The organism is Arthrobacter sp. TJ-270 (assembly GCF_058269075.1).
Genome location: NZ_JBZCNB010000001.1, coordinates 1 through 26,045, shown reverse-complemented (window position 1 = coordinate 26,045; position 26,045 = coordinate 1). Strand labels below are relative to the sequence as shown.

28 protein-coding genes are annotated in these 26,045 nt (G+C 63.3%); 21 read left to right on the top strand and 7 right to left on the bottom strand.

What is annotated here, in order from left to right:
• Positions 1–53: 53 nt before the first annotated feature.
• The 3 genes from ftsY (at position 54) to AC4D2M_RS00130 (ending at position 3,166) form a co-directional block, all read left to right on the top strand.
• Positions 54–1,259: a signal recognition particle-docking protein FtsY gene (gene ftsY, locus AC4D2M_RS00140; protein ID WP_490888923.1), complete on the top strand. Its 1,206-nt coding sequence runs from the start codon at positions 54–56 to the stop codon at positions 1,257–1,259.
• A gap of 264 nt (positions 1,260–1,523) precedes the next feature.
• Positions 1,524–2,831 carry an ammonium transporter gene (locus AC4D2M_RS00135; RefSeq protein WP_490888920.1) on the top strand — a complete coding sequence of 436 codons (1,308 nt, stop codon included), beginning with the start codon at positions 1,524–1,526 and terminating at the stop codon, positions 2,829–2,831.
• Positions 2,828–3,166, top strand: coding sequence for a P-II family nitrogen regulator (locus AC4D2M_RS00130; protein ID WP_490888917.1), 339 nt, complete (start codon positions 2,828–2,830; stop codon positions 3,164–3,166). Before AC4D2M_RS00135 ends, AC4D2M_RS00130 begins: the two co-directional genes overlap by 4 nt.
• A 91-nt stretch (positions 3,167–3,257) precedes the next feature.
• Here AC4D2M_RS00130 and AC4D2M_RS00125 read toward each other — a convergent pair whose 3' ends face one another.
• The gene (locus AC4D2M_RS00125) at positions 3,258–4,682 is read right to left on the bottom strand and encodes a glucose-6-phosphate dehydrogenase (RefSeq protein ID WP_490888914.1); all 1,425 of its coding nucleotides are present in this window, start codon (positions 4,680–4,682) and stop codon (positions 3,258–3,260) included.
• 111 nt (positions 4,683–4,793) lie between these two features.
• Here AC4D2M_RS00125 and ffh point away from each other — a divergent pair, with 111 nt between their 5' ends.
• From ffh to AC4D2M_RS00035, 18 genes are all read left to right on the top strand, one after another.
• Complete coding sequence (ffh, locus tag AC4D2M_RS00120) at positions 4,794–6,377, top strand: signal recognition particle protein (protein ID WP_490888911.1); 1,584 nt, start codon at positions 4,794–4,796, stop codon at positions 6,375–6,377.
• Between the two features lie 64 nt (positions 6,378–6,441).
• A complete protein-coding gene (locus AC4D2M_RS00115; protein ID WP_490888909.1) occupies positions 6,442–7,131 on the top strand; it encodes an alpha/beta fold hydrolase in 690 nt (229 codons plus the stop codon).
• A gap of 74 nt (positions 7,132–7,205) precedes the next feature.
• Complete coding sequence (locus AC4D2M_RS00110) at positions 7,206–8,090, top strand: VOC family protein (RefSeq protein ID WP_490888907.1); 885 nt, start codon at positions 7,206–7,208, stop codon at positions 8,088–8,090.
• Positions 8,091–8,276: 186 nt separating this feature from the next.
• Positions 8,277–8,681 carry a 30S ribosomal protein S16 gene (rpsP, locus tag AC4D2M_RS00105; RefSeq protein WP_490888905.1) on the top strand — a complete coding sequence of 135 codons (405 nt, stop codon included), beginning with the start codon at positions 8,277–8,279 and terminating at the stop codon, positions 8,679–8,681.
• A gap of 1 nt (position 8,682) precedes the next feature.
• Positions 8,683–8,925, top strand: coding sequence for an RNA-binding protein (locus tag AC4D2M_RS00100; RefSeq protein ID WP_026543804.1), 243 nt, complete (start codon positions 8,683–8,685; stop codon positions 8,923–8,925).
• Between the two features lie 97 nt (positions 8,926–9,022).
• Positions 9,023–9,661 (top strand): ribosome maturation factor RimM, encoded by a 639-nt coding sequence (gene rimM / locus AC4D2M_RS00095; protein WP_490890398.1) that lies wholly within the window; start codon positions 9,023–9,025, stop codon positions 9,659–9,661.
• On the top strand, positions 9,661–10,455 hold the full coding sequence (trmD, locus tag AC4D2M_RS00090; RefSeq protein ID WP_490888901.1) for a tRNA (guanosine(37)-N1)-methyltransferase TrmD: 795 nt from the start codon (positions 9,661–9,663) through the stop codon (positions 10,453–10,455). Before rimM ends, trmD begins: the two co-directional genes overlap by 1 nt.
• A 197-nt stretch (positions 10,456–10,652) precedes the next feature.
• On the top strand, positions 10,653–11,012 hold the full coding sequence (rplS, locus tag AC4D2M_RS00085) for a 50S ribosomal protein L19 (RefSeq protein ID WP_490888899.1): 360 nt from the start codon (positions 10,653–10,655) through the stop codon (positions 11,010–11,012).
• Positions 11,013–11,027: 15 nt separating this feature from the next.
• Positions 11,028–11,756, top strand: a complete 729-nt coding sequence (gene lepB / locus AC4D2M_RS00080) for a signal peptidase I (RefSeq protein WP_490888897.1) — start codon at positions 11,028–11,030, stop codon at positions 11,754–11,756.
• On the top strand, positions 11,756–12,562 hold the full coding sequence (lepB, locus tag AC4D2M_RS00075) for a signal peptidase I (RefSeq protein ID WP_490888895.1): 807 nt from the start codon (positions 11,756–11,758) through the stop codon (positions 12,560–12,562). The genes lepB (AC4D2M_RS00080) and lepB (AC4D2M_RS00075) overlap by 1 nt, the downstream gene beginning before the upstream one ends.
• Positions 12,559–13,272, top strand: a complete 714-nt coding sequence (gene rnhB, locus AC4D2M_RS00070) for a ribonuclease HII (RefSeq protein WP_490888894.1) — start codon at positions 12,559–12,561, stop codon at positions 13,270–13,272. Before lepB (AC4D2M_RS00075) ends, rnhB begins: the two co-directional genes overlap by 4 nt.
• 7 nt (positions 13,273–13,279) lie before the next feature.
• Entirely contained in the window at positions 13,280–13,606 is a 327-nt protein-coding gene (locus AC4D2M_RS00065) for a DUF2469 domain-containing protein (protein ID WP_490888892.1), read from the top strand.
• Between the two features lie 104 nt (positions 13,607–13,710).
• Positions 13,711–14,067, top strand: coding sequence for a YraN family protein (locus AC4D2M_RS00060; protein ID WP_490888890.1), 357 nt, complete (start codon positions 13,711–13,713; stop codon positions 14,065–14,067).
• Positions 14,067–15,605 (top strand): YifB family Mg chelatase-like AAA ATPase, encoded by a 1,539-nt coding sequence (locus tag AC4D2M_RS00055; RefSeq protein WP_490888888.1) that lies wholly within the window; start codon positions 14,067–14,069, stop codon positions 15,603–15,605. Before AC4D2M_RS00060 ends, AC4D2M_RS00055 begins: the two co-directional genes overlap by 1 nt.
• On the top strand, positions 15,602–16,807 hold the full coding sequence (gene dprA / locus AC4D2M_RS00050) for a DNA-processing protein DprA (RefSeq protein WP_490888886.1): 1,206 nt from the start codon (positions 15,602–15,604) through the stop codon (positions 16,805–16,807). The genes AC4D2M_RS00055 and dprA overlap by 4 nt, the downstream gene beginning before the upstream one ends.
• Positions 16,808–16,885: 78 nt before the next feature.
• Positions 16,886–17,452, top strand: a complete 567-nt coding sequence (locus tag AC4D2M_RS00045; protein ID WP_490888882.1) for a methylated-DNA--[protein]-cysteine S-methyltransferase — start codon at positions 16,886–16,888, stop codon at positions 17,450–17,452.
• A gap of 125 nt (positions 17,453–17,577) precedes the next feature.
• Positions 17,578–18,513: a tyrosine recombinase XerC gene (locus tag AC4D2M_RS00040; RefSeq protein WP_490888879.1), complete on the top strand. Its 936-nt coding sequence runs from the start codon at positions 17,578–17,580 to the stop codon at positions 18,511–18,513.
• A 193-nt stretch (positions 18,514–18,706) separates the two neighbouring features.
• Positions 18,707–19,210, top strand: coding sequence for a DUF3145 domain-containing protein (locus AC4D2M_RS00035; RefSeq protein ID WP_490888876.1), 504 nt, complete (start codon positions 18,707–18,709; stop codon positions 19,208–19,210).
• Positions 19,211–19,292: 82 nt separating this feature from the next.
• Here the strand turns inward: AC4D2M_RS00035 and fabF are convergent, their stop codons facing one another.
• The 6 genes from fabF to AC4D2M_RS00005 form a co-directional block, all read right to left on the bottom strand.
• Positions 19,293–20,528: a beta-ketoacyl-ACP synthase II gene (gene fabF, locus AC4D2M_RS00030; RefSeq protein ID WP_490888873.1), complete on the bottom strand. Its 1,236-nt coding sequence runs from the start codon at positions 20,526–20,528 to the stop codon at positions 19,293–19,295.
• A 113-nt stretch (positions 20,529–20,641) separates the two neighbouring features.
• On the bottom strand, positions 20,642–20,887 hold the full coding sequence (locus tag AC4D2M_RS00025; protein WP_490888870.1) for an acyl carrier protein: 246 nt from the start codon (positions 20,885–20,887) through the stop codon (positions 20,642–20,644).
• A 78-nt stretch (positions 20,888–20,965) separates the two neighbouring features.
• Positions 20,966–22,021: a beta-ketoacyl-ACP synthase III gene (locus AC4D2M_RS00020; RefSeq protein WP_490888866.1), complete on the bottom strand. Its 1,056-nt coding sequence runs from the start codon at positions 22,019–22,021 to the stop codon at positions 20,966–20,968.
• A complete protein-coding gene (locus AC4D2M_RS00015; RefSeq protein WP_490888865.1) occupies positions 22,018–22,989 on the bottom strand; it encodes an ACP S-malonyltransferase in 972 nt (323 codons plus the stop codon). The genes AC4D2M_RS00020 and AC4D2M_RS00015 overlap by 4 nt, the downstream gene beginning before the upstream one ends.
• A 78-nt stretch (positions 22,990–23,067) precedes the next feature.
• Complete coding sequence (locus AC4D2M_RS00010) at positions 23,068–24,306, bottom strand: PucR family transcriptional regulator (RefSeq protein ID WP_490888863.1); 1,239 nt, start codon at positions 24,304–24,306, stop codon at positions 23,068–23,070.
• Positions 24,307–24,434: 128 nt separating this feature from the next.
• A partial coding sequence (locus AC4D2M_RS00005) for a transketolase-like TK C-terminal-containing protein (RefSeq protein ID WP_490888861.1) occupies positions 24,435–26,045 on the bottom strand: 1,611 nt, incomplete at its 5' end.

Genomic DNA, 26,045 nt, shown 5'->3' with positions numbered 1-26,045 from the left:
CCCAGCTTCTTGGCCCCCCGTCCGTCCGCCGGCCGTGTGAGAAGCTTGGGAGCGTGAATGAGATCCTCCCGATAGTAATTTACGTAGTCGTGGCACTGGCCCTTTTGGGGTCCCTTGCCGCCTTGTTCGTGCGCTCCCGCCGCACGCCGCCGGGCACCTATACCACCACGCGGGACGCCGACGACGACGGCGGTATCGCCGCGCGCCGCGTAGGCACTGACACGCTTGAGAGGCCCACGGACTTCGACACCGGGCCGGATGTAGTTGTCCCCGATGACCTGCGGGACCTCGAGGAAACCCAGATCGGTGTCGAGACCGTTCCGATCGAAACTCCGGACCCGGTACAGGGCCGCCTGGCCCGGTTGAGGGCGCGGCTCGCCAAGTCCAACAACGCACTAGGCAAGGGTCTTCTGGCCCTGCTCTCCCGTGACCGCATAGACGAAGACGTGTGGGACGAGATCGAGGAGACGCTGCTCCTTGCCGACCTCGGCACCGAACCGACGGGTGAACTCGTGGACGCCCTCCGTCACCGGGTCAGGATCGCCGGCAGCCGCAGCCCCGAAGAGGTCAAGGACATGCTCCGGGATGAGTTGATCAAGCTCGTTGACCCCACCATGGACCGTTCCCTCGCCACCCACCGCCACGCGGACCGCCCCGCCATCGTCATGGTGGTCGGCGTGAACGGCGTCGGCAAGACGACCACGGTCGGCAAGCTCGCGCGTGTCCTCGTGGCCGAAGACAAGGACGTGCTGCTCGGAGCAGCAGATACTTTCCGGGCCGCCGCTGCTGAGCAGCTGGCAACCTGGGGACAACGGGTCGGGGTGCCCACAGTGAAGTCCGACGTCGACGGCGCCGATCCTGCCTCCGTTGCCTTCGAGGCGGTCAGGGCCGGAATCGAAGGCGAGGTTGACGTCGTCATGATCGACACTGCTGGCCGTTTGCAGAACAAGGTTGGGCTGATGGACGAGCTCGGCAAGGTCAAGCGCGTCATCGAAAAGCAGGGCACCGTCGATGAGGTGCTGCTGGTCCTTGACGCGACAACCGGACAGAACGGTCTCAACCAGGCAAGGGTTTTCGCCGAGGTCGTCAATATCACCGGAATCGTCCTCACGAAGCTGGACGGCACAGCCAAGGGCGGCATCGTAGTGGCCATCCAGCGCTCGCTCGGTGTGCCGGTGAAGCTGATCGGCCTCGGTGAAGGTGCCGATGACCTGGCTCCGTTCGACGCAGAAGAATTTGTGGATGCGCTGCTGAACTGACATCAAAAGTCCCGGTGCACTCCGCAGTCAGCACCCGGTACGCCCCGCGAAGGAAGTGATCCTAACGCGGGGTGTACCCGTTTAACAGGCCCCGGAGCCGTTTCTGCAGCCCGGAAACACGAAGGAAACATGACTGATATGCACTCTTTACGTCAGTGAAGCGCTCGTAACGTCCCGGCAACACAATTCCCAAGACGACGAAACACGCCATTGCGAGACTTTTCGACAGCGGGAAGTGCCCGCCACTCGCGAGAGGACGTAAAGATGGATCTGACAGCAGGTCACGTCTGGGTCATGGTTTCCGCCGCCCTGGTATTGCTCATGACCCCCGGACTGGCATTTTTCTATGGGGGCATGACCCGTGCCAAGGCAGCCCTGAACATGATGATGATGAGCTTCATCGCTGTGGGCCTGGTAGGCATCGTGTGGGTGCTCTGGGGCTACTCGATGACAGGCGGCGACGGCGTCGCCCAGCTCTTCGGAAATCCCTTCGCCTCATTCGGGCTTGAAGGACTCATCGGGACGGAAGACATGATCGGCGCCGGGTACGGCGTAACGTTCGCGATCATCACAGTTGCACTCATCAGCGGTGCCATCGCAGACCGGGCCAAGTTCGGTGCCTGGTCGCTCTTCGTGCCCATCTGGGTCACCGCCGTTTACTGCCCACTCGCATTCATGGTGTGGGGAGGCGGCCTGCTCAGCGCCGAAGGCGCCATCGGCAGTGCGGTCGGTGAGGCTATCGACTTCGCCGGAGGAACCGTCGTCCACATCAGCGCAGGCGTTGCCGCCCTGGTCCTCGCGATCATCCTCGGCAAGCGTCAGGGCTTCGGCAAGGACCCGGCACACCGCCCCCACAACGTTCCCCTGGTCATGCTTGGCGCAGCACTGCTGTGGTTCGGCTGGTTCGGTTTCAACGGCGGTGCCGCGGGTACTGCCGAGGAAGCCGGCTTGATCTGGGTCAACACCATGGCAGCACCGGCAGCGGCGATGGTCGGTTGGCTCGTCACTGAACGCTTCCGCGATGGCCGCCCCACCTCCCTCGGTGCAGCCTCCGGTATCGTCGCCGGTCTCGTTGCGATCACACCGGCCTGTGCAAGCGTCAGCCCTATCGGCGCAATCGGACTTGGACTGGTGTCCGGCGCAGTATGCGCGCTGGCCGTGAGCCTGAAGTACAAGCTCGGCTTTGACGACTCGCTCGATGTGGTGGCCGTGCACCTGGTGGCCGGCACACTGGGAACCATCGCCATCGGCTTCATCGCAATGCCGGTTGATGGCGAAGGCGGCGGCCTGTTCTATGGCGGCGGTGCCGGTCAGCTGGTCGCACAGATCGTCTCCGTGCTCGTAGCGGTCACGCTGTCCGCGGTGATGACGGCTCTGATCGGTCTGGCAATCCACAAGACCATTGGTTTCCGGGTCACTCCTGACAACGAGGTATCGGGCGTTGACCTCTCCGAACACGCAGAAACCGCCTACGAATTCGGTGGGCTGGGCGTTGGAGGACAGTTCCACCCGTTCCACGCAACCAGTCAGGCTCCCGTCGCCGATCAGGCCGAGCAGAAGGTGAACTCATGAAACTAGTTACAGCGATCGTTCGTCCTGACAAGTTGGATAGTGTTCGCGGAGCCCTCGAGAACTACGGAGTCCAGGGCCTCACCGTCAGCCAGGCGAGCGGCTATGGCCGCCAGCGTGGGCACACGGAGGTCTACCGCGGCGCGGAATACACCGTTGACCTGCTGCAGAAGGCCCGGGTCGAGGTACTGGTTTCGGACTCCTCGGTCACCGACATCGTGGACGTGCTCGTCTCGACAGCCAACACAGGCCGCGCCGGGGACGGCAAAGTCTGGGTCCTGCCCGTTGAGGACGCAGTCCGCGTCCGCACGGGCGAAAGAGGCGAAGCAGCCCTCTGATAAACCGTACTCAAAGGTCAGGCCACGTGTTCAGCACGTGGCCTGACCTTTGTTGCTGCACAGGGGCGCAGCGCAACCGATGAGTCGCTGCTTACCAGTTCGGTGGGCCGTCGGACCCGGCAGGATACTCGTCCATCGGAACCTCGTTTGCGTCCCAGGCAGCGAGTACCGGCTCCACAATGCGCCAGCAGTCCTCAGCGGTATCCCCACGAACGGATAGCGTGGGGTCACCCGAGAGTACGCTGTCCAGAACCTCTCCGTAGGGGAGGAGGTCTGAGGCGTTCAACTCTGCCTGCAAAGTTGCCCGGTCCAGGCAGAACACGTCACCGGGTCCGTTCACGTCGATGTCCAGCTCGAGCGTGTCCGGTCCGAATCCGATCCGGAGCCGGGTGGGGGAGCCAACCCCGGTGAAGCCATCGGGGAGGTGGTTGACCGGCTTGAAAGTGATCACTGCTTCCTTGCGGGTCCGGCCGAGCGACTTTCCTGACCGCAACCGGAACGGCACCCCGGCCCAACGGTCGTTGTTGATGGACACCACTATTTCAGCGAGCGTCTCGGTTCCGCGGGACGGGTCGACGCCGTCTTCGTCCACGTAGTTCGGGACGTCGCGTCCATCGATGCTTCCGGCGGTGTAACGGGCACGCCGGGTACTGGCCCGGAAGTCCGGATGCACCGAGCTGGCCCTCAGCACGGAACCGATATGATCCCGCAGGTCCCGTTCGTGCAGGGTCGACGGCGCATTCATAGCGAGAAGGGCCATCACCTGCAAGAGGTGGCTCTGGATCATGTCTCGCAGGGCGCCGGCGCCGTCGTAGTAGCGTGCACGGTTCTCTAGCGTCAGCTTCTCGTCGAACACAATGTCCACTGAATCGATGTGGAGACTGTTCCACACCGGTTCCAACAGCCGGTTCGCGAAGCGGAGGCCGAGGATATTCAGCACCGTGGCTTTGCCGAGAAAGTGGTCAACACGGTGGATATGGTCCTCAGGTACCAGCCGGCTCAGGATTGTGTTCAGCCGGGTTGCCGATTCCGTGTCCGTGCCGAACGGTTTCTCCATCACCAGGCGGGAGCCGTCCGGGAGATCTTCCGGCTCGAGCGTGGCGCAGGCTCTTTCACTGACAGCCGGCGGCAGTGCGAAATAGATTGCTACCGGGGGCTCCAACCCGGCGATGAGCTCCGCCAGCGCACCCTTCGCTGTGACGTCGACCTGATGATAGGTACTGGCGGCGCAAATCTGCTGCAGGGCTCCGCCGTCGTCCCGTGTGCCGGAGTCTGGCGATGCAGCGGCGAATGACGTGGCCAGTCGCTCCTGCCAGTCTTCCGCGTTCCAGACATCGGATCCTGCTCCCACCAGGGCCAGGCCTTCGGCCTTTCCGTGCCTGACCAGCCGGGCAAGCCCGGGCAGCAGCAGCCGGCCCGTCAGGTCGCCTGAGGCCCCAAGAATCAGCAGTGTACGAATTGTCTGCCCCCGGAACTGTTGCCCGGATGCCTTTTCGTCAATCGCATGAGTAGTCACCCTTACACCCTGCCACTGCCAGGGGGTGGCTGTCTGCTGCCCGTGGGAGCGAACCCAGTTGATACCCTAGAAGTTGAATCCACTCCGTTCGAGGAAAGCAGTTCACGCACCGTGTTCAATTCACTCTCAGACCGGTTGACAGCGACCTTCAAAAACCTTCGCGGCAAGGGCCGTCTGTCGGAGGCCGACGTCGACGCAACGGTCCGCGAGATCCGTCGCGCGCTGCTCGACGCGGATGTCGCCGTACCGGTGGTGCGCGCCTTCGCCGCGCAGGTCAAGGAACGCGCCCTCGGACTGGAAGTCTCCCAGGCGCTGAATCCGGGGCAGCAGGTCGTCAAGATCGTGAACGAGGAGCTCGTCGGCATCCTCGGCGGCGAGACACGCCGGCTCCGCCTTGCCAAGAACCCGCCGACGGTCATCATGCTGGCCGGCCTGCAGGGTGCGGGTAAGACCACCCTCGCGGGAAAGCTCGCTAAATGGCTCAAGGGGCAGGGGCACAGCCCCCTGCTGGTGGCGTGTGACCTCCAGAGGCCCAACGCAGTCAAGCAGCTGGAGGTCAACGGGCAGCGCGCCGGCGTTCCTGTCTTCGCTCCCCATCCGGGTGTCAGCTCCGAGTTCGAGGCCGCCACCGGCAACCCCGTGGAGGTAGCCCGCCAGGGCGTTGCCGAGGCACGGACCAAACTCCACGACGTCGTCATCGTCGACACAGCCGGCCGCCTCGGCATCGATGCCGAGCTCATGCAGCAGGCATCCGATATCCGCGACGCCGTCAACCCGGACGAAGTGCTTTTCGTCATTGACGCAATGATCGGCCAGGACGCAGTGAACACTGCCCAGGCCTTCAACGAGGGCGTCAACTTCACGGGCGTCGTCCTGACCAAGCTCGACGGCGACGCCCGCGGCGGTGCCGCACTCTCGGTCGCATCCATCACGGGCAAGCCGGTCATGTTTGCCTCCACCGGCGAAGCACTGACGGACTTCGAGGTGTTCCACCCTGACCGCATGGCCTCGCGCATCCTCGACATGGGCGACATCCTCACCCTGATCGAGCAGGCGGAGCAGGCGTGGGACAAGGACGAGGCTGCCCGGATGGCGAAGAAATTCGCCGATCAGGAAGACTTCACCCTCGACGACTTCCTCGCGCAGATGCAGCAGATCCGCAACATGGGCTCCATGAAGAAAATGCTCATGATGATGCCCGGTGCCGCCAACATGCGGCAGCAGCTGGAGAACTTCGACGAGCGCGAGATTGACCGTGTCGAGGCAATCGTCCGCTCCATGACCCCGCATGAGCGGGTTGCTCCAAAAATTATCAACGGCTCACGGCGCGCCCGTATCGCGCGCGGCTCCGGTGTCCACGTCTCCGAGGTGAACGGCCTGTTGGAGCGTTTCGGTCAGGCGCAGAAGATGATGCGCAAGATGGCTGCCGGTGGCGGCATTCCCGGTATGCCGGGTGTACCGGGCCCGGGTGGCTTCAATGGTGGTGCAAGGAAGGGCAAGGCGAACGCCAAGGGGAAGAAGAAGCCGCGCTCGGGCAATCCCGCGAAGGCCGCTCAGGAGGCTGCTGCCGCGGAGGCTCGCCGGAACGGTCAGCGTGCGTCCGTTCCCACCGGTGCAGCCTTCGGCCAGCAGAACGACTTCGACCCGGCGTCATTGAACCTTCCGAAGGGGTTCGAGAAGTTTCTCGGGAAATAGACCGTCCCGACGGTCGTGACGCCGGCCGGCCAGGTATGTCCGGCGCGGCAGCTAGGTTGAGGTCATGAAAGGCGATCGCGTTACCTTCGTGCATGGCGCGGGAACCTTCGGTGCGGCGGCCTGGCCGAGGCAACACGGAATGGCGCTCGAGTTTGACTGCCTCTTCGTGCGGCGCCACGGTTTTGATCCCGTTGCGGCTCCGCTCCCAACAGACTTCTCAGCGGACCTGCGAATCCTCGAGGACGCACTGGGGGAGGGCGGTCATCTTGTGGCGGCGTCGCAGGGCGCTGTTTCTGCGATGATGCTTGCGGTTGAGCGGCCAGTGCTGGTGCGGTCGCTCATTCTTGCGGAACCCGCGTGCCTGTCCCTTACAGAGGAGTTGCCTGCAACAGCGGCGCACCGTGCCCGGGTGGAGCCTTTGTTCGCCCGTGCAGCGGACCTGACTGATGAGGAATTTCACCGCGAGTTCGCGCGGGCGGTCTTCGATTCGGAACCGCAGCCGATCAATACCGCCGAAGACCGTCACCGTGCCCGGCGTCTCCGGCTCCAGACACCGCCCTGGACGGCGCCGCTGACGATTGTTCCCGGTGTGCCCACTCTCGTGCTGACCGGTGGCTGGGAGCCGCTCTATGAAGAGGTGGCGGAGTACCTCGCGGGGACCGGTGCCGTCCACAGGGTTGTTGGAGGCGGACATCGTCCGCAGGATACGGATGAGGGCAATGCCCTCATCCGTGAGTTCGTCACCAGCCATTGATATTCCGGGGTCAACGGGAATAAGTTTAATCTTCAAGTAGTTGTGGTAAATGAACCACATGCTTGGAGGACACCATGAATGCACAAGACCTGATGCCGGCGGAGACCGCTATGAGCACCGTGATGCTCAAAGTTGGAAATCTCGACCGTATGGCCGCCTACTACCGAAGCGCGCTCGGCCTCATTGATATTGCCGAATCCGACGGCGGCCTTTACCTCGGCCGCGGAAACGAGCGGTTGATTCATCTGGCTCCCGCAGCCGGGCTGAGGCTGCCAGCACCCACGGAGGCCGGCCTCTTCCACACCGCGCTGTTGTTCGCCGACCGTGCCGACCTTGCAGCTACGGTGGCGTCCGCCGCACAGGCAGCACAGTCCGCCGAAGGGCGGTATGTGGGAAGTGCGGACCACCTCGTGAGTGAAGCATTCTATTTCTCGGATCCGGAAGGAAACGGGATCGAACTGTACTTCGACAAGCCGCGTGACACCTGGGACTGGACCATCAGCGAGGGCCGGCGCACCGTCGTCATGGACAACGCGCCGCTCCCGCCAAGGCAATACCTCGAAAGCAACCTCACTGAAGAGTCCGTGGCGCATCAGCAGCAGGCGGCTGCCGGCGTCGGGCATGTTCATCTGCAGGTAGGTGACGTACAGACCGCGGAACAGTTCTACGTCAACACACTCGGATTCGAGCGGACTGCCGGCTGGCACGGCCAGGCATTGTTCGTCTCCGCCGGCGGGTACCACCACCACATGGCAATGAACGTGTGGAACAGCCGCGGTGCCGGCCCCCGCAAGGACACCCTCGGGCTCGGGGAAGTCCTCATCCGGGTGCCCCACACCGATGAGGTCGAGGCGCTTGCCGAGCGCCTGAAGGGCGCCGGTATCGGGCACCACCACACCGGTCTGGAGCTGCGCTTCGAAGACCCGTGGCGGAACAAGCTCCGCGTAGCTGTGCGGTAAGACGCGACCGATACTGCGCGAAGTCGCCACTATGCATGAACTTCTGGCACAATGGATCCGTACCCAATCCGCGCAGCCCCTCTCTCTGCGCGCATTGTGTCCTCTAGGACTCCAAAATGTATGGCCCGCCCCACGGGAGCAGAAACCGGAGTTCGCCCTTTTGATCAACAAGGAGTGACCACACAAGTGGCCGTAAAGATTCGCCTGAAGCGCTTCGGTAAGATGCGCGCACCGTACTACCGCATTGTCGTCATGGACTCCCGCGCAAAGCGCGATGGACGCGCCATCGAGGAAATCGGCAAGTACCATCCCACCGAGGAGCCCTCGTTCATCGAGGTCAAGTCGGACCGTGCACAGTACTGGCTTGGCGTCGGTGCACAGCCCTCAGAGCAGGTTGCCGCGATCCTGAAGATCACCGGTGACTGGCAGAAGTACAAGGGCATCGAGGGCCAGGAAGGCACCCTGAAGACCAAGGCTCCCAAGGAGTCCTTCACGGCTCCTGAGAAGGGCTCAGTCATTGTGCCTGAGGCCATCACCCCGAAGAGCAAGAAGGCTGACGAGTCCGAGGCTGAAGCTACCGAGGCCGAGTAAGTTGCTCGCTGAAGCGCTGGAGCACCTAGTCCGCGGAATCGTGGACAGCCCTGATGATGTGCAGGTTTCCTCCAAGTCGAACCGTCGTGGTGAGACCCTCGAGGTGCGCGTCCATCAGGAAGACCTCGGCCGCGTGATCGGCCGTCAGGGTCGAACGGCACGCGCATTGCGCACCGTCATTTCCGCCCTCGCGGATGGCGAGCCGGTGCGGGTCGATGTCGTGGACACTGACCGCCGCCGCTGATCAGCAGCACAAATTCCTGAAGTCCGGCCCCACCACGCAGGTGTTGGGGCCGGACTTTTTTACTGTTTTGACACGCCACCTATACACCGGAGAACCCATGGATCTGCAGGTCGCCCGTATCGGAAAGCCCCACGGCATTCGGGGTGAAGTAACCGTCCAGCTCTTCACAGACGCACCCGAGGAGCGCTTCGAACCCGGAGCTGTCTTCCGTGTCGAGCCGGCAGCGCATGGGCCGCTTACCGTCTCAAGCGCACGATGGAACAAGGAAATTCTCGTTCTTGGCTTTGAGGAAGTTGCTGACCGAAATGCGGCCGAGGTGCTGCGGGGCGCGAAGCTCTTCATCGAGTCCGATGAGACTGCCGACGACGAAGATGACGCCTGGTACGAGCACGAGCTGGTGGGGCTCGAGGCTCGCGTTGGAAACGAGGTCGTCGGCAGGGTCAGCGCGCTGCGCACCATGACGGTCCAGGATCTGCTCATCATTGAGCGGTCCGACGGCGAGGAGATCCTGGTGCCCTTCGTCGAGGAAATTGTTCCCGAGGTCGACGTCGAGGGCGGCTTCGTGCTCCTGACCCCGCCGGAGGGCCTGCTGGAGCTGAACCTTCCCGGGTCCAACCAGGCAGACGCCGAAGAGGCAAACTCCGATCAGGAAGAGCACAATCAGGAAGAGCACAATCAGGAAGAGCTCGATCAGGAAGAGGGTATCAGCGATGAGCAGAAGGCTGACGGCAGCTAGTGCGTATCGACGTCGTCAGTATCTTTCCGGAGTACCTCGCCGCCCTGGATCTCTCGCTAATCGGGAAGGCTCGGCAGGACGGGCTGCTCACCCTCTCCGTTCATAATCTCCGGAACTTCACGACCGACAGGCACCGCACGGTCGATGACACTCCGTACGGCGGCGGCGCAGGGATGGTCATGAAGCCGGAGCCGTGGGCTCAGGCACTCGAGAGCGTGCGCGGAGAGTCGCGCCCGGTCCTGGTGGTTCCCTCACCGGCTGGAGCAGTTTTCACTCAGGCGATGGCGCACGAACTGGCCCGGGAAGAACATCTGGTGTTTGCGTGCGGTCGTTATGAGGGCATCGATGAACGGGTGATCGAGTGGGCCGAAGAATCGTTCGATGTGCGTCCACTCAGTCTGGGTGACTATGTTCTGAACGGCGGTGAGGTGGCGGTCCTTGCAATGGTCGAGGCGGTGGCGCGGCTGCTTCCCGGAGTGGTCGGTAACCCGGAGTCCCTCGTCGAGGAGTCGCACTCCGACGGCCTGCTGGAATATCCCGTCTACACCAAGCCCTCGTCCTGGCGGGACCTGGACATCCCGGATGTGCTCCTCAGCGGCAACCATGCCCGTATAGCGCGGTACCGCAGGGATGAGCAGTTGCGCAGGACGGCAAACCGCCGGCCGGATCTTCTGGAAAAGCTCGGCGCCGGCACGTTGGATGCTGCCGACCTGAGAGTCCTCTCCGAGGAGGGTTACGCGCTCGTCGAAGGAAAGGTGCGGCCGGCTGCACCGCCGTCGTCCGATTCCAGGTGAAGCGCTGCCTGTGGCATAATTGAAGCTCGTGCCAACTGGTACGCACCTGCCACAGGGGGAGCGTAGCCAACAGGAAGGCACACCGGCATTCGCCAAAGGGCGCGCCGGTACTAATCTTCAACGGCAATTGCCTGCGTGCAGGTCTTCGTCGTTGTGACCAACGTGAATGACCTGTGGCGTTCACCAGGAGCAATCAAATGCATATTCTCGACAATGTGGATGCAGCATCGCTGCGCAGCGACGTCCCCGATTTCCGTGCGGGCGACACCCTCAAGGTTCACGTGAACATCATTGAAGGCAAGAACACCCGTGTTCAGGTTTTCCAGGGCTTCGTTCTTGGCCGCCAGGGTGACGGCGTTCGCGAGACCTTCACGGTCCGCAAGGTCAGCTTCGGTGTCGGTGTTGAGCGTACCTTCCCGGTGCACTCTCCGGTGATCGACAAGATCGAGGTTGTCAGCAAGGGTGACGTACGTCGCGCGAAGCTTTACTACATGCGTGATCTTCGCGGCAAGGCTGCAAAGATCAAGGAAAAGCGCGATCCGAAGACCGCCAAGTAACTCTTTTCCTTTCTCATGCCTGAATTTTCCGTTGCACGGAAAGCACCCAGGCAGCCGTCGAAGCGCTGGCCCGGTATTGCGGGTTGGCGCTTCGCCTTCTTTACCGTGGCTTTCGTGTGTGTCGCCATCATTGCCGTCCGTGCGCTCCTGGCTGACGTGTTCTACATCCCGTCCGGGTCGATGGAACCACTGCTCGAGGAAGACGACCGGGTCCTTGTCTCGCGCACCGACTATGCGTTCGGCGACATCAGGCGGGGCGACGTCGTCGTCTTCGATGGCAGGGGATCATTCGCACCGCTCGGTCACGGCGGACTCGGGCAGAGGCTGACAGATACGGCCCGCTTCTTTGGCCTGGGGTCCTCCGAGACCACATATGTGAAACGGGTAATCGGAATGGGCGGTGACACGGTCGCATGCTGTGATTCCAGCGGAAGGCTGACCGTCAATGGGAACGCCTTCGAGGAGCCCTACGTTTTCCCCATGGACACTGCCAGCGAAACGGAGTTCGAGGTCGTGGTCCCAGAGGGTAAGTTGTGGCTCATGGGCGATCACCGATCGGAGTCCTTCGACTCACGAGGCCTGCTCGGCGCACCGGGCGGTGGCCTCGTCTCCGAGGAACGGGTCATCGGCCGCGCCACCCACGTGATCTGGCCTCTTGACCGCTCCACCATAGTCCCGCGCCCCGCTGATCGGTCACCCTCGGCCGGTCCTACACCGAACGTACAGCAGAGGAACCACACATAATGGCTAAAGCCCACTCCGGGACCCCGAACGACGGCGCGGAAGATCCCGCAGGCGCGCCGCGTTTCGATGGTGCCGCCGAGGAGGCGTCCTCTCGCAGGTCCGCGGTCCGCAGCCTGGGCAGCTGGGCCAAGGAAATCGTCATCATTGTCGCGGTCGCGCTGCTGCTTTCCTTCCTCATCAAAACGTTCCTCTTCCGGGCGTTTTTCATTCCCTCGGGTTCCATGGAGAACACCCTCGAGGTCGATGACCGTATCTTCGTCAACCAGCTGGTTCCCCAACCGTTCGAGCTGAAGCGCGGCGACATCGTTGTCTTTCGCGATGCCGAGGGCTGGCTCCCCGAGTCAGCGGCCGCAACTGCGACAAGCAACTGGTTCAAGGACGCCGTCATATTCGTCGGGCTCCTGCCGGATGAGTCCCAGCAGCATCTCGTCAAGCGGGTCATCGGTCTCGAAGGTGACCGGGTGATATGTTGCGACGCCGAGAGCCGACTCACCGTCAATGGTGAGCCCCTCGATGAGCCGTACCTGTTCCCGGGCGCCAACCCCTCGGACACGCCTTTCGATGTGACCGTGCCCGAAGGAAAGATCTGGGTCATGGGCGACCACCGGAATGCCTCGGCGGACTCCCGAGCGAACACCGGCAAGTCCGGTGGGGGATTCATCGACGTGGATGAGATCGAGGGCAAGGCAGCCGTCATCGCATGGCCCCTGAACCGCATGGGCTTCCTGGGCAACTACCCTGACGTCTTCGCCGACGTTCCTGATGCTCCCCAGAGCAGCACCGGACGGGATCAGTCGACGCCGTGACCGGAAAAGCCCCAACGCTGCGCTATGAACGCTCCTTCCTTGATGAGGGGCTCCGTTTCCTCGCAGGTTGTGACGAGGTGGGGAGGGGCGCACTCTCAGGACCGGTTACTGTCGGCCTCGTAGTCGTTGACCTCGCAGCAGTGAAAGGCCTGCGCGGGGTCCGGGACAGCAAGCTGCTCAGTGCGCCGGATCGGGAAGCGCTGGTGCCGAGAATACAGCGGTGGGCAGTGGCCTATGGCGTGGGTCACGCGACCGCTGCGGAGATCGACGCCGTCGGCCTCATGGCGGCGCTGCGGTCCGCCGGGAACCGTGCATGGGCACAGGCCACACGGGTAGTCCGGCCGGATGCGGTCATCCTGGACGGTAACCACAATTGGCTGGCACCCACTTCCCAGGGTTCACTGTTCGACGACGTCGATATCCAAGAAGCCAGCTGCGATGCCCCCGTTCATACCCGGATCAAGGCTGATATGCAGTGCCTGAGCGTTGCCGCGGCCAGTGTCCTGGCGAAAGTGGAACGGGACCGGCTCATGGTGGAATTCGCAGAGAAGTATCCCGGGTATGGCTGGGAAGTGAACAAAGGTTATGCAACCGCTGCCCACCGGGCTGCAATTGACGGGCTCGGACCCTGCGTCGAACATCGGCGGACCTGGCGCCTTGGCAGCATGAGCGCGGATACCGGCATGACTGCCGCAGAAATTGGGGGATGATGGGTTCATGAGCGCCGAAGATCTCGAAAACTATGAAACCGACATGGAGCTGCAGCTCTACCGTGAGTATCGCGACGTCGTCAGCCTTTTCAACTACGTGGTCGAAACGGAGCGGCGGTTCTACCTCGCCAACCACGTTGACCTGCAGGCGCGCTCGGCGGACGGCGAAATCTACTTCGATCTCACGTTGAATGACGCCTGGGTGTGGGACGTGTACCGCTCCGCCCGCTTCGTCAAGACGGTGCGCGTCATAACTTTCAAGGATGTGAACGTCGAGGAACTGGCGAAGAGCGATGACATCCCGCTTCCCAAGGACGGCTCGCTGGGCAGCTGACTGCCGCTCCACAACCCGGTGGCTTTCCTGCAGTTTCCCACATAGACCCCAAACTCCGGCACCTCCGGTACCAGTTGCAACACGCTGGTACCGGAGGTGTTTTTATGAGAACCAAGGATGAGCTGGGTAAGCGGGGCGAGGACCTTGCGGCCCGTTACCTGGAGGACGGCGGGCTCCGGATCATCGACCGCAACTGGCGGTGCTCGATCGGCGAGATTGACCTTGTAGCGCTTGAGGGCGCCACGCTGGTCGTCGTTGAAGTCAAGACGCGGTCCTCCGAGGCATTCGGTCACCCGCTGGAAGCGATCACGCCCGGGAAACTGGAACGGCTGTATCTGTTGGCATCACGCTGGGCGCGGGCACATGATCTCCGGTTCTCCGGGTTTCGCGTGGACGCAGTCGCCATCGTGGATGACGGCACCGGTCAACCTGCCATCGAGCACCTGCGGGCGGTGAGCTGATGCCACTTGGACGCACCTACGCCGTTTCACTGGTGGGATTGAACGGCTACATCGTTGAGGTCGAGTCGGACATCGGGCAAACTCTCCCCGCCTTTGTCCTCCTCGGGCTGCCCGACGCTTCGCTTTCCGAGGCAAAGGAGCGAATCAGGGCAGCGGCGAGAAACGCAGGGCTCCCACTCACACGCCGGAAGATCACGGTGAACCTGGTTCCAGCGTCGTTGCCCAAGAGAGGTTCGGGCTTCGACCTTGCCATCGTTATGTCTGCTTTGGCAGCGGCGGGAGACGTCCGCAACTGCGGCCGTACCGTTTTCCTTGCCGAGCTGGGTCTGGACGGGCGCCTCAGGCCCATCCGCGGGGTGCTTCCAGCAGTGATGGCTGCGGTGGCGGCCGGTTTCACCAGCGTGGTCGTTGCCGGCGGGAACGCGGCGGAAGCGGCTCTCGTACCGAGCGCTGAGGTGAGAAGCTATGACTCCCTTGCCGAAGTGGCGTTGGCGTTCGGAGCGGATCCAGCCTCCGTCGATCTTCCTGTACCGCAGGCGTCGGAGCTTTCGTCAGGGTCTCGTGTGAGTGCTGCTCTCGTCCCCAAGGACATGTCTGATGTGGCGGGCCAGTCGGAGGCACGATTCGCAGTGGAGGTAGCCGCCGCTGGAGCACACAACCTGATGATGGTTGGTCCGCCCGGTGCGGGAAAGACCATGCTGGCGGAGCGCATGCCCGGGATACTTCCGGATCTCTCGGACAAGCAGGCGATGGAAGTGACAGCCATACACTCTCTCGGGAGCGCCGAATCGTGCCGGGAATTACGTCGTCGGCCGCCCTTTGAGAGCCCACACCATACCGCCAGCGCGGCATCGATCATCGGGGGCGGCAGCGGAATCCCCCGTCCGGGCGCAGCCTCACGTGCGCATCGTGGCGTCCTGTTCCTTGATGAGGCGCCGGAATACCAGCGCCGCATTCTCGATGCGCTCCGGGAACCCCTGGAGAGCGGGGAATTAGTGCTACACCGGGCAGCCGGAACGGCCACCTACCCCGCGCGGTTCCAGCTCGTGCTCGCGGCCAATCCCTGCCCGTGCGGGCTGGCCACCGGTAAGGGAATGGATTGCAGGTGTTCCGCGCAGCAGCGCCGGCGCTACTTCGACCGGCTGTCCGGGCCTCTCCTTGACCGGGTCGACCTGCAACTGGCAGTACACCGAGTGTCCCTCAAGGATTTCTCCGGGTCTGCCGCGGCAGAATCCAGCGCTGCGGTCGCAAAGCGCGTTGCCGCTGCCCGAGCGGCGCAGCACGAGCGGCTACGCCGCTGGGAACTGTCCACCAACGCCGAGATCCCCGCCCGACTTCTGCACAACGAACTCCGGCTTACCAGGAAGGCAACCGAATCCGTGGACAAGAAAATGGAGCAGGCTGCCATCACCAAACGCGGCTACGACAGGGTCCTGCGAGTCGCCTGGACAATCGCTGATCTGGCCGGAAGGGCCTCGCCCAACTGCGATGACGTCACAACAGCGCTGATCTTCCGCACCCAGGAGGACGCAGCATGAACGCTTCCGGGTGGAGCGAAGAGCAAGTGGCGCGTGCAGCTCTCGCGCGCCTGTTGGAACCATCCGACAATGTCGGGCTGGCGCTCGTGTCCGCTGCAGGTCCCGTTGAGGCCCTGAAGATAGCTACGGGCACCACAACCTGTGGTCCTCGGCTGCACCGGGCATTCCTCGACGTGCTGGCCGCGAACGGACACCGGATGAGAACAGACGCGCTCACACAGGCACTTGATCGATGGCGGACACGCGCCGAGACTCTTGCACCGCTCAGGGACCTCGAAACCGTGCGCCGGTTCGGCGGAACCCTGCTCACCCCCGAATCGGACTGGTGGCCTCAGGCTCTGAAGGATCTCCAGTTGGAAGAACCTCTGTGTTTGTGGGTTCGCGGGCAGAATGCCGTTGCCATCCCGTCACAGGAGCAGGTAGTGGCAGTGGTCGGTTCGCGGGATAGCACCAACTACGGAGCTTCCGTGACCGCCGAACTCGCCGCTGGCCTGATCGGGCGAGGCTACACCGTGTTGTCCGGCGGCGCTTACGGCATCGATGCGCAGGCACACCGGGGAGCGCTGGCAATAGCGGGGGAGCACCATCCATTGCCCACCTTGGCAGTTCTTGCCTGCGGCATCGACCGGTATTACCCGGCCGGGAACGAGGGACTTCTCCGGGAAATCGCCCAGCGCGGACTGCTGATCTCCGAGGTACCGCCAGGTTCATCACCTACGCGCTACAGGTTTCTTCAACGGAACCGGCTGATCGCCGCCCTCAGCTCAGTCACTGTGGTGGTTGAAGCGCGCTGGCGCTCGGGAGCACTCAGCACGGCACATCACGCGGCCAACCTGGGCCGGGCGGTCGGAGCGGTTCCCGGACCTGTCCAGTCACCCAATTCCGCTGGCTGTCATCGACTGCTTCGCGACGGCAGCGCGATCTGCGTCACTGACGTTGCTGAGGTCGTTGAACTCGCGGGTCCCCTCCTAGCGACGCCCGGTGAGGAGCGCCCCGAGCAGCGGGCGCCGCATGACGGCCTGACCGTGGAGGATTTGCTGCTTCTGGACGCGCTGCCTGTGCGTGCCTCCTCCACAGTCGACAAGCTCGCGGTGGTCGCTGGCCTCAGCGTGCCCGGTGTCCTTGCAGGCCTCGGCCGCCTGGAGACCGACGGCCTTGCGCAACGTACCGATGACGGCGGCTGGCGGAAGCATCCACGTTGATCCGCTCCCACCGGACACCCTTCACAGATTCAGCCGGAAGGATCCCTGCATTACCCGGCATGAAGAAAGGAACCACCTATGAATACGTTCAAGATTGTCGACAGCCCCTTAGGAGGACTGGTGCTTGTGGCCCGAAATGAAAAATTGGTCGGTCTTTACCATGAGTATCACTCGCCGGAGCCCTCTCCGGTTCTCCTCGGGCTGCCCTTTGCAGAAGGATCACAAAACACGTGCTTTCCGGAGGGCGGGTCGAATGATTCCCCAGCCCCTAACGAGGAGAGCGCATCCGAAGTATTCCGTGGGACGGGTGACTGGCTGCAGCGGTACTTCAGCGGAACCGTTGCCCAGCCGTTACCGTACGAGCTCGTGAATGGGACCGAGTTTCAGCACACCGTCTGGGAAGCGGTCGCGGCCATCCCGTACGGTGAGACCCGCACGTACAAGGACATCGCAGGCGCCCTGGGCAATGAATCGATGGGACGGGCTGTCGGTGCGGCGGTGCGCGCCAATCCACTATCGATCATCATCCCGGGGCATCGGGTGGTGGGTGCGGGCGGAGCAGTCACGGGCTACGCGGCTGGGGTCGCCGTGAAGCGTGCGTTGCTCGAGTTGGAAGCCGCGGTAACCGCTGGCGCCGCGGCGTGATCCTTTCCCAAGGCGCAAGTTTGTACGGCAGCATCGAAGGATCGGCGGTGCGCCTCCTTGATGGGCACCCCATCGTGACGCACAGTAGGTTCAGGCGCGTCAGCGGAAGAGTTGGGAGACAGGGAATGAGTGCAGCGCCCGGCAGCGGCCCTCCGTCCCTCTTCGTCCGCGAATCGGACGGATTCATCAGCTACCTCTCCCGAGAGCGGAACCGGTCCGCCAACACGGTGCGCGCCTATCGCGGTGACCTCGACGACTTTGCGTCCTTCTCGGGTGCCCACGGCATTTCGGCTCTTGCGGAAGTGGATCTGAGCTGTCTCAGGTCATGGCTGGCTTCCCTCGATCAGCAGGGACTATCTAGGGCGACTATCGCCAGACGTGCAGCGACCGTGCGGAATTTCCTGGCTTGGGCCACCCGCGAGGGATACATCGGTGACAACCCGTCGCTCAGGCTGAAGGCACCCCGTCGGCAGAACGGTCTTCCCGACGTCCTGTCAGAGTCGCAGCTCGAACCGTTGTTGGTAGCCACACAGAAAGCGGCGATAGGAGGCGATCCCGCGACGCTTCGTGCCCGGGCAGTGCTGGAATTGCTCTATGGTTCCGGGATACGCGTCGGTGAACTGGTCGGGTTGGACATCGACGATGTGGATCATGACCGCCGGACCATCCGTGTCCTGGGGAAGGGCAACAAGGAGCGTACTGTGCCATACGGTGTGCCTGCTGCTCAAGCCCTCAACGACTGGCTGGCCCGCGGCAGGAACCAATGGGCCAGGCCGGACAGCGGTGCCGCGCTCTTTCTGGGACCGCGGGGGCACCGCCTCGACCAGCGTCAGGCGAGGTCGATCGTCCAGAAACTCCTTCTAACAGTCGAGGGCACGGGCGCGAGCGGCCCGCATGCGTTGCGCCATACGGCAGCAACGCACCTGCTCGACGGCGGTGCGGATTTGCGTGCCGTACAGGAACTCCTGGGACACCGGAGCCTCGCAACCACCCAGCTCTATACCCATGTGTCCGTGGACCGGCTCCGCCGCAGTTATGAGCAGGCCCACCCCCGCGCCTGACCGTCGCGTCGGCTATCCGCAGTCGCGGAATACGGCGGGAGTAATTACAGTGGCGCCATTTGCGTTCATAGGGCAGAATAAGCGTAGTTCGAAATCTAAGGACTGAGCACACCGTACCCGAGCAACAACGGGACAGTACCACCAAGGGTTGAAGGTCGTTGGGGAAGACGTACCTACAGCTATGGAGGATGGAATGTCTGTTGTGATGGCGCGCGGTGTTTTGTATATTCACTCAGCCCCTTCTGCGTTGTGCCCTCATATCGAGTGGGCCGTGGGATCGGTCATTGACCAGCGTGTGGACCTGCAGTGGTCCCCGCAGCCTGCCGCGCCCGGAATGTTTCGCGCCGAGCTCTCCTGGGTAGCTGCACAGGGATCAGGGGCCAAGCTGGCATCCGCCTTGCGGGGCTGGGCACACCTGCGGTACGAGGTGACCGAGGAGCAGAGCGCGGGGGCCGATGGCGGCCGCTGGTCGCACACCCCGGAGTTGGGAATTTTCCACGCCACCACGGACGTTCACGGCAACGTCATGATTTCCGAAGACCGCATCAGGTACGCCTATGAGACCGGAGCCGGCGACCCGGCAGCGGTCTACCACGAGCTCTCCCTTGCCCTGGGCGAGTCTTGGGACGAGGAATTGGAGCCCTTCCGCCATGCAGGAGAGGGCGCACCCGTACGCTGGCTGCACCAGGTTGGCTAGAATCATCCACTGAACGCAAGAATGAGGCCCGGGTACCGACAGGTACCCGGGCCTCATTCACGGTCTGAAGGATGTCGGCAGGCTAGACGTTCTTCACCACGATGACCGCATTGTGGCCACCAAAACCGAACGAGTTGCTGAGCGCCACAATATCGCCCGAAGGAAGATCACGAGCCGACGTCACCACGTCAAGCGGAATCTGCGGATCCTGATTCTCAAGGTTGATGGTGAGCGGTGCCCGGCGGTCGTGGACCGCAAGAACAGTCATCACAGCCTCGACTGCACCCGACGCACCCAGCAGATGGCCGGTTTGCGACTTGGTAGCCGAAACGGCAACCGAGTCCAGTTGGTCACCCAGAGCGGTCTTCAGTGCCACATACTCAGGCTGGTCACCCACCGGCGTGGAGGTAGCGTGGGCATTGACATGGACGACGTCCGAGGGCTGCACCCGCGCATCGAACAGCGCGGCTTTCAGTGCCCGGGTTGCACCCAGACCCCCGGGATCAGGCGCCGTGATGTGATACGCGTCGGCGGTGACCGAGGTGCCCGCCAGCTCGCAATAAATCCGGGCGCCACGGGCGAGGGCGTGTTCCTCCGCCTCGATAAGCAGTGCTCCTGCACCCTCACCCATCACGAAGCCGTCGCGGTCAATGTCGTACGGGCGAGAGGCATGCTCGGGATCGTCATTGCGGCGCGACAGCGCCTGCATGGATGCAAAGGCAGCGATCGGCATCGGGTGGATGGCAGCTTCGGCGCCACCGCACATGACGACGTCGGCCTTGCCGGAACGGATCAATTCCAACCCCTGATGTAGGGCTTCGGTGCCGGATGCACACGCCGATACGGGCGTATGTGCACCAGCGCGCGCGCCGAGATCCAGGCTCACGGCAGCCGCAGGACCATTGGGCATGAGCATTGGAACCGTCATGGGCAACACGCGACGAGGCCCCTTCGCCTTCAGCGTGTCCCAGGCATCGAGCAGCGTCCAAACGCCGCCGATGCCGGTCGCAAACGCTACGGCGAAGCGGTCGTGATCCACCTCTTCGATTCCGGAATCGCGCCACGCCTCGCGGGCAGCAATCACGGCGAACTGGGTGGACGGGTCCATCCGCTTGGCTTCGACGCGGGTCAGAACCTCACTTGCCGGGGTCGAAACCTGAGCAGCGAAGGTTACGGGGAGCTCATACTCCGCCACCCAGTCGGCCTCGATCGTGCGTGCACCCGAGATGCCCTTCAATGCGTTCTCCCACATGGTGGGAACATCGCCGCCGATGGGTGTGGTGGCGCCCAAGCCGGTGATGACTACTTTGCGTGCCATGGTTCACTCTCTGATGCGTCGTTGTTTCCGTATGGAAGATGTGCCTGATGAGGCTGGAAGATGTGCCTGATGAGGCGGCGATGGCGGGATCAGCGTGCCATCGCCGCACGCCACTAGGACTGGGCGCTGGCGATGAAGTCCACTGCGTCGCCGACGGTCTTGAGGTTCTTGACTTCCTCGTCGGGGATGCGTACGCCGAACTTCTCCTCCGCGTTGACCACGATGGTCATCATGGAGATGGAGTCGATGTCGAGGTCGTCGGTGAAGGACTTGTCCATCTCGACGGACTCGGGGGCGAGGCCGGTCTCTTCGTTAACGATCTCAGCCAGTCCTGCGAGGATCTCTTCATTGTTAGCCATGATGGCTCCTTTTCTCTGTGTTCCGGTGCGTACCGGATCCGTTTGATCAGGCCGCGGGCTGCGGCCTGAAGTGGAAAACTAAGGGAGGACAACCACCTGGGCGCCGAATACCAATCCAGCACCGAAGCCAATCTGCAGGGCGAAACCACCGCTGAGGTTCGGATTCTCGGACAGGAGGCGATGCATCGCCAGCGGGATTGAGGCAGCGGAGGTGTTACCGGCGTCGACAATGTCACGCGCTACCGCCACGTGTTCGGGCAAGCCCAACTGCTTCACCATCTCGTCGATGATGCGGATATTCGCCTGGTGCGGTACGAACGCCACCAGGTCCTCGGCCTTGATGCCGGCAGCATCGAGCGCCTGCTGCGCAACCTTCGCCATTTCCCATACGGCCCACCGGAACACCGTGGGGCCGTCCTGGAGCATGGTGGGCCAAATTGCGGATTCGGCAGCGGTTGACAGCGCGTCCGGTCCGTCTGCAAGCGCTGCAAGCGAAAGGTCCCGCACATCGAGCAGCGAATGGGACATACGGATTGACTCGTGCTTGCTGCCGTCAGAACCCCAGACGGAGGGACCGATGCCGGGTGAATCGGACGGGCCGATGACGACGGCGCCCGCCCCGTCGCCGAGCAGGAAGGAAATGGTCCGTTCAGTGTTGTCAATGAAATCGGAGAGCTTCTCGACGCCGACCACGAGGACGTAGTCAGCGGTTCCCGCATGCACCAGGGCGTCGGCCTGGGCGATCCCATAGCAGTAGCCGGCACAGGCTGCCGAGATGTCGTAGGCAGGGGCCGGGGTGGCGCCGAGGCGGTCTGCCAGCTGCGCGGCGGCAGAGGGCGTGGCATACGGGTGCGTGACGGTGGAAACCAGCACAGCGCCCAGTTGCGACGCTTCAATGCCTGCGTCAGCGAGGGCCGCCCGCGCCGCCGCCTCACCCATGTCGATGACACTGGTGTCTTTGTCAGCGCGGTGTCGCGTCACAATGCCCGTGCGTTGGCGGATCCACTCATCCGAGGAATCGATCCACTGGCAGATGTCCTCGTTGGTGACGATTACCTCCGGACGGAAGATACCCATGCCGTGGATGCGGGTATGTTCCCGCAGCGGGGACTGTTGAAGAGTAGGAGTAGTCACGCGTTTCCTTCTGCAATTGCAATGGGTGCGTCGGCCGGGGGAGGGGTGCGGGAGTGTTCTGCCATGAAGTCCCGTGCCGCGCTCAGGTCCTCAGGGGTCTTTACTGCGAGGCTGGCTGTCCCGCGCATCCCGCGCTTGGCCAGCCCTGTCAGGGTACCCGCTGGAGGAAGCTCAAGCACACCCGAAACGCCCATGTCCTGAAGCCGCTGCATGCACAGGTCCCAACGGACGGGACGGGACACCTGGGCAATCAGGCTGTCGAGATTCAGGTCACCGGATGCCACCGGTTCACCGTCGTAGTTGGAGAGCAGTGTGGCGAGGGGCTCGGCCGGTGTGAGGGAAGGCCGTAGCTCCTCGAGTGCTTCCACAGCAGGCGCCATGTGGTGGGTGTGGAAGGCCCCGGCCACTTTCAACGGGATAACGCGGGCTTTCTGCGGCGGATCTGCAGCCAGCGCGGAGAGCTGCTCGATCGTACCCGCCGCAACGATCTGGCCACCGCCGTTTGCGTTCGCCGCGGTCAGCCCATGGCGTTCAAGGGTAGCGACGACGTCGTCCGGGTCTCCGCCCAGAACCGCGCTCATACCCGTCGGGGTGACCGCAGCCGCGGCAGCCATCGACTGCGCCCGTGTGCGCACAAGTGTGACGGCGTCCTGCTCGGTCAGGGCTCCGGCCACGGCCGACGCGGTCAGTTCGCCCACCGAGTGCCCGGCCACGACGGTTGCCGACGTGAGCGGCGTATCACCAAGGAGTACACGGGCAACGACCAATCCGGCGGCAACAATGAGCGGCTGCGCTACGGCGGTGTCACGAATTGTTTCCTCGTCGGAGACGGTGCCGTGATGCACCAGGTCGACGCCGGCGGCCTCGCTGAGGGCATCAAGATGCTCGCGTACGCCGGGAAGGTCAAGCCATGGGGTCAGGAATCCGGGGGACTGGGACCCTTGTCCAGGGCAGAGAATTGCAAGCACGTATCAAGCTTTCCAAATGGGCGGTCATTAGCAGGGTGTTCCGGTGCACCAAGCTCCCGAAGCCACTTTGTAGGAAGTCTACAACGAAGCAGTCCGATCCACCCTTGCCGATGACCGCTCTGCTGCGGCCTTGGGAGGGGGTGCCAGGCGTCCGATGACAAGCGCTGTCTGAAGTACAAAGGCCTCTCGGGGGAGCAGTGGATCCCATCCGGTGATGTCGCAAACGCGTCGCAGGCGGTAACGGACGGTGTTGGCATGGACGAAAAGTTCGCGGGACGTCGCTTCGAGGGAATGACCAAGTGCCAGGTACGCCGAAAGTGTTTCTTCCAGACCGTTCTGCGCGTTGGCGAGAGGACGGTAGATGTTGCGTAGCAGCGCCTTGCGGGCGGTATCGTCGCCGGAGATGACACGCTCCGGCCACAGATCGTCAGCGGCGACCGGACGGGGTGCGGAGGGCCAGGCTCGCGCTGCTGTGAGTCCGGCAAACGCCGCCTGGGCGGAACCGCTCGCCGCCACGAGTGAGGCTGATTCCGGTCCATAGACAACCGGACCCGGTCCGAACAGTTCGCTCAGCCTTGCATAGGAACTGTCGCGGTCCTGTACTCCTCCGAGGACGAGGATGAGGCGATCGCCCTGAATGCCGACGAGGGTGTCTTCAGCCAGTCTGCCGGTGGTACGGCGCAGGTCATTGAGGAACATTGCGTTCGACTCGGCTGGTGAGGTGCCCACCATGACCGTGATCGGCGCCTGGGATTTCCAGCCCACCGCTGCGATCCGGGACCGAAGAGCGTCAGAACTTTCTCCTCGCAGTATCGCATCCACCACCAGCGCTTCAAGACGCGTATCCCACGATCCACGGGTTTCAGCCGCGCGGGCATAGACGTCAGCTGCCGCGAAAGCCACCTCACGGGAATACCTGAGAACGGCCTCGCGGAGGAGCCCCTGGTCGGCGTCAGAGGCGAGATCAGGGACTTGGTCTTCAACCACCTGCACGACGACGCGGATGAGCTGGAGTGCCTTCTGCAGACTGATGGAGCGGGTAAGTTCCGTCGGAGCCGTTCCGAAAACATCGCTGAGGACCCAGGCTGGGGACACCGGCTTCTGGTACCAGTTAACAAAAGACGCGATGCCCTTCTGAGCGACCAGGCCAAGAGCGGATCTTTCATCCGGGCGCAGGCTGCGGTACCACGGCAGGGAGGAATCAAGCTGTTTCAGCGTGGTCGTCGAGAGGGCGCCGATCTGCGTCCTCAGCCGGTCCACCGTGGCCGGATCCGGAGCGGGCAGGGATGTCCCGCGAGGGGGGTTGGGCGATGCCATGAATCGAGCATACGGCTCCGGTACGTCTGGCTCCATTTTGTACGAAGGCTACAAAGGTGGGCTTAAACTCCGAGCAGGACCCGCCGGCTCATCTCGTGAGCCGGCGGGTCCTGCTACGGCGGTGTTGGTTAGGACTCCCCGCCCGTATTACCCGTCGTGCCTGCATTGACGTCGAGGAGGGAGTACTTCTCGATCGCCTGGCGTGGTGCGTCCTGGTCGACCTCTCCTCGTTTGGCGAGCAGTTCCAGGGTGCGTACGACGACGGAGTGTGAGTCGATCTTGAAGTAGCGGCGGGCGGCGGCGCGGGTGTCGGAGAAGCCGAAGCCGTCGGCGCCGAGGGTGGCGAAGTCCTGGGGGAGGAACTGCCGGATCTGGTCGGGTACGGCCTTCATGTAGTCCGTGACGGCGATGATCGGTCCGGGTGCTTCGCCCAGCTGCTGCGTGACGAACGGGACGTGGGTTTCTGCGCCGGGGTTGAGGAATGCCTCTTCCTCGGCGGCAAGGGCATCGCGACGAAGTTCATTCCAGGAGGTCACCGACCACACATCGGCAGATACTCCCCACTCGTCCGCGAGAATTTGCTGTGCTTCAAGCGCCCACGGCACAGCCACGCCCGAGGCGAGGATCTGCGACCTCGGAGTGTTCTCCGCCGCGTGTCCGTCCTTGAGCTTGTAGATGCCGCGAAGCAGTCCATCCACGTCGAGGTTCTCCGGCTCGGCGGGCTGGATGATGGGCTCGTTGTAGACGGTGATGTAGTACATGACGTTCGGGTCAGACCCGGATACAGCGTGGCCGTCCCCGTACATCCGCTCGAGGCCATCCTGAATAATGTGCCCGATCTCGTAGCCGTAGGCAGGGTCGTAGGTGATGACGGCAGGGTTGGTGGCGGCGAGGATGGGTGAGTGTCCGTCTGCGTGCTGCAGGCCTTCGCCGGTGAGGGTGGTGCGTCCGGCGGTGGCACCGATGATGAATCCGCGGGTCATCTGGTCACCGGCGGCCCAGAAGGAGTCACCGGTGCGCTGGAATCCGAACATCGAGTAGAAGACGTAGATCGGGATCAGCGGCTCACCCTGCGTCGCGTAGGCGGTGCCTGCGGCGGTGAAAGCTGCAACGGACCCTGCCTCGTTAATGCCGGCGTGGAGAATTTGGCCTTCAATGGATTCCTTGTAGGCGAGGACAAGGTCCCGGTCCACGGATAGGTAGTTCTGTCCGTTGGGGTTGTAGATCTTCGCCGTGGGGAAGAACGAGTCCATACCGAACGTGCGGGCCTCATCGGGAATGATGGGGACGATTCGCTTACCGAACTCCTTGTCCCGCATGAGGTCCTTGAGCAGACGCACGAAGGCCATGGTGGTGGCAGCCTGCTGCTTCCCGGATCCGCGCTTGGCAACCTCGTAAGTTTTATCCCCTGGGAGGGTTACCGCGGTGTGCTTGGAGCGTCGCTCCGGCAGGTAGCCGCCGAGCGCCTTGCGGCGTTCGTGCAGGTACTGGATCTCGGGTGCGTCCGGACCCGGGTGGTAGTACGGGGCGTTGTAGAGATCGGCGTCGATCTGCTCATCCGTGACGGGGATGCGGAGGTGGTCGCGGAAGGCCTTGAGGTCGGCGTTGGTCAGTTTCTTCATCTGGTGGGTCGCGTTGCGGCCCTCGAAATGCGGCCCGAGGCCGTAGCCCTTGACGGTCTTGGCCAGGATCACGGTGGGCTTGCCCTTGAACTCCGTGGCAGCCTTGTACGCCGCGTA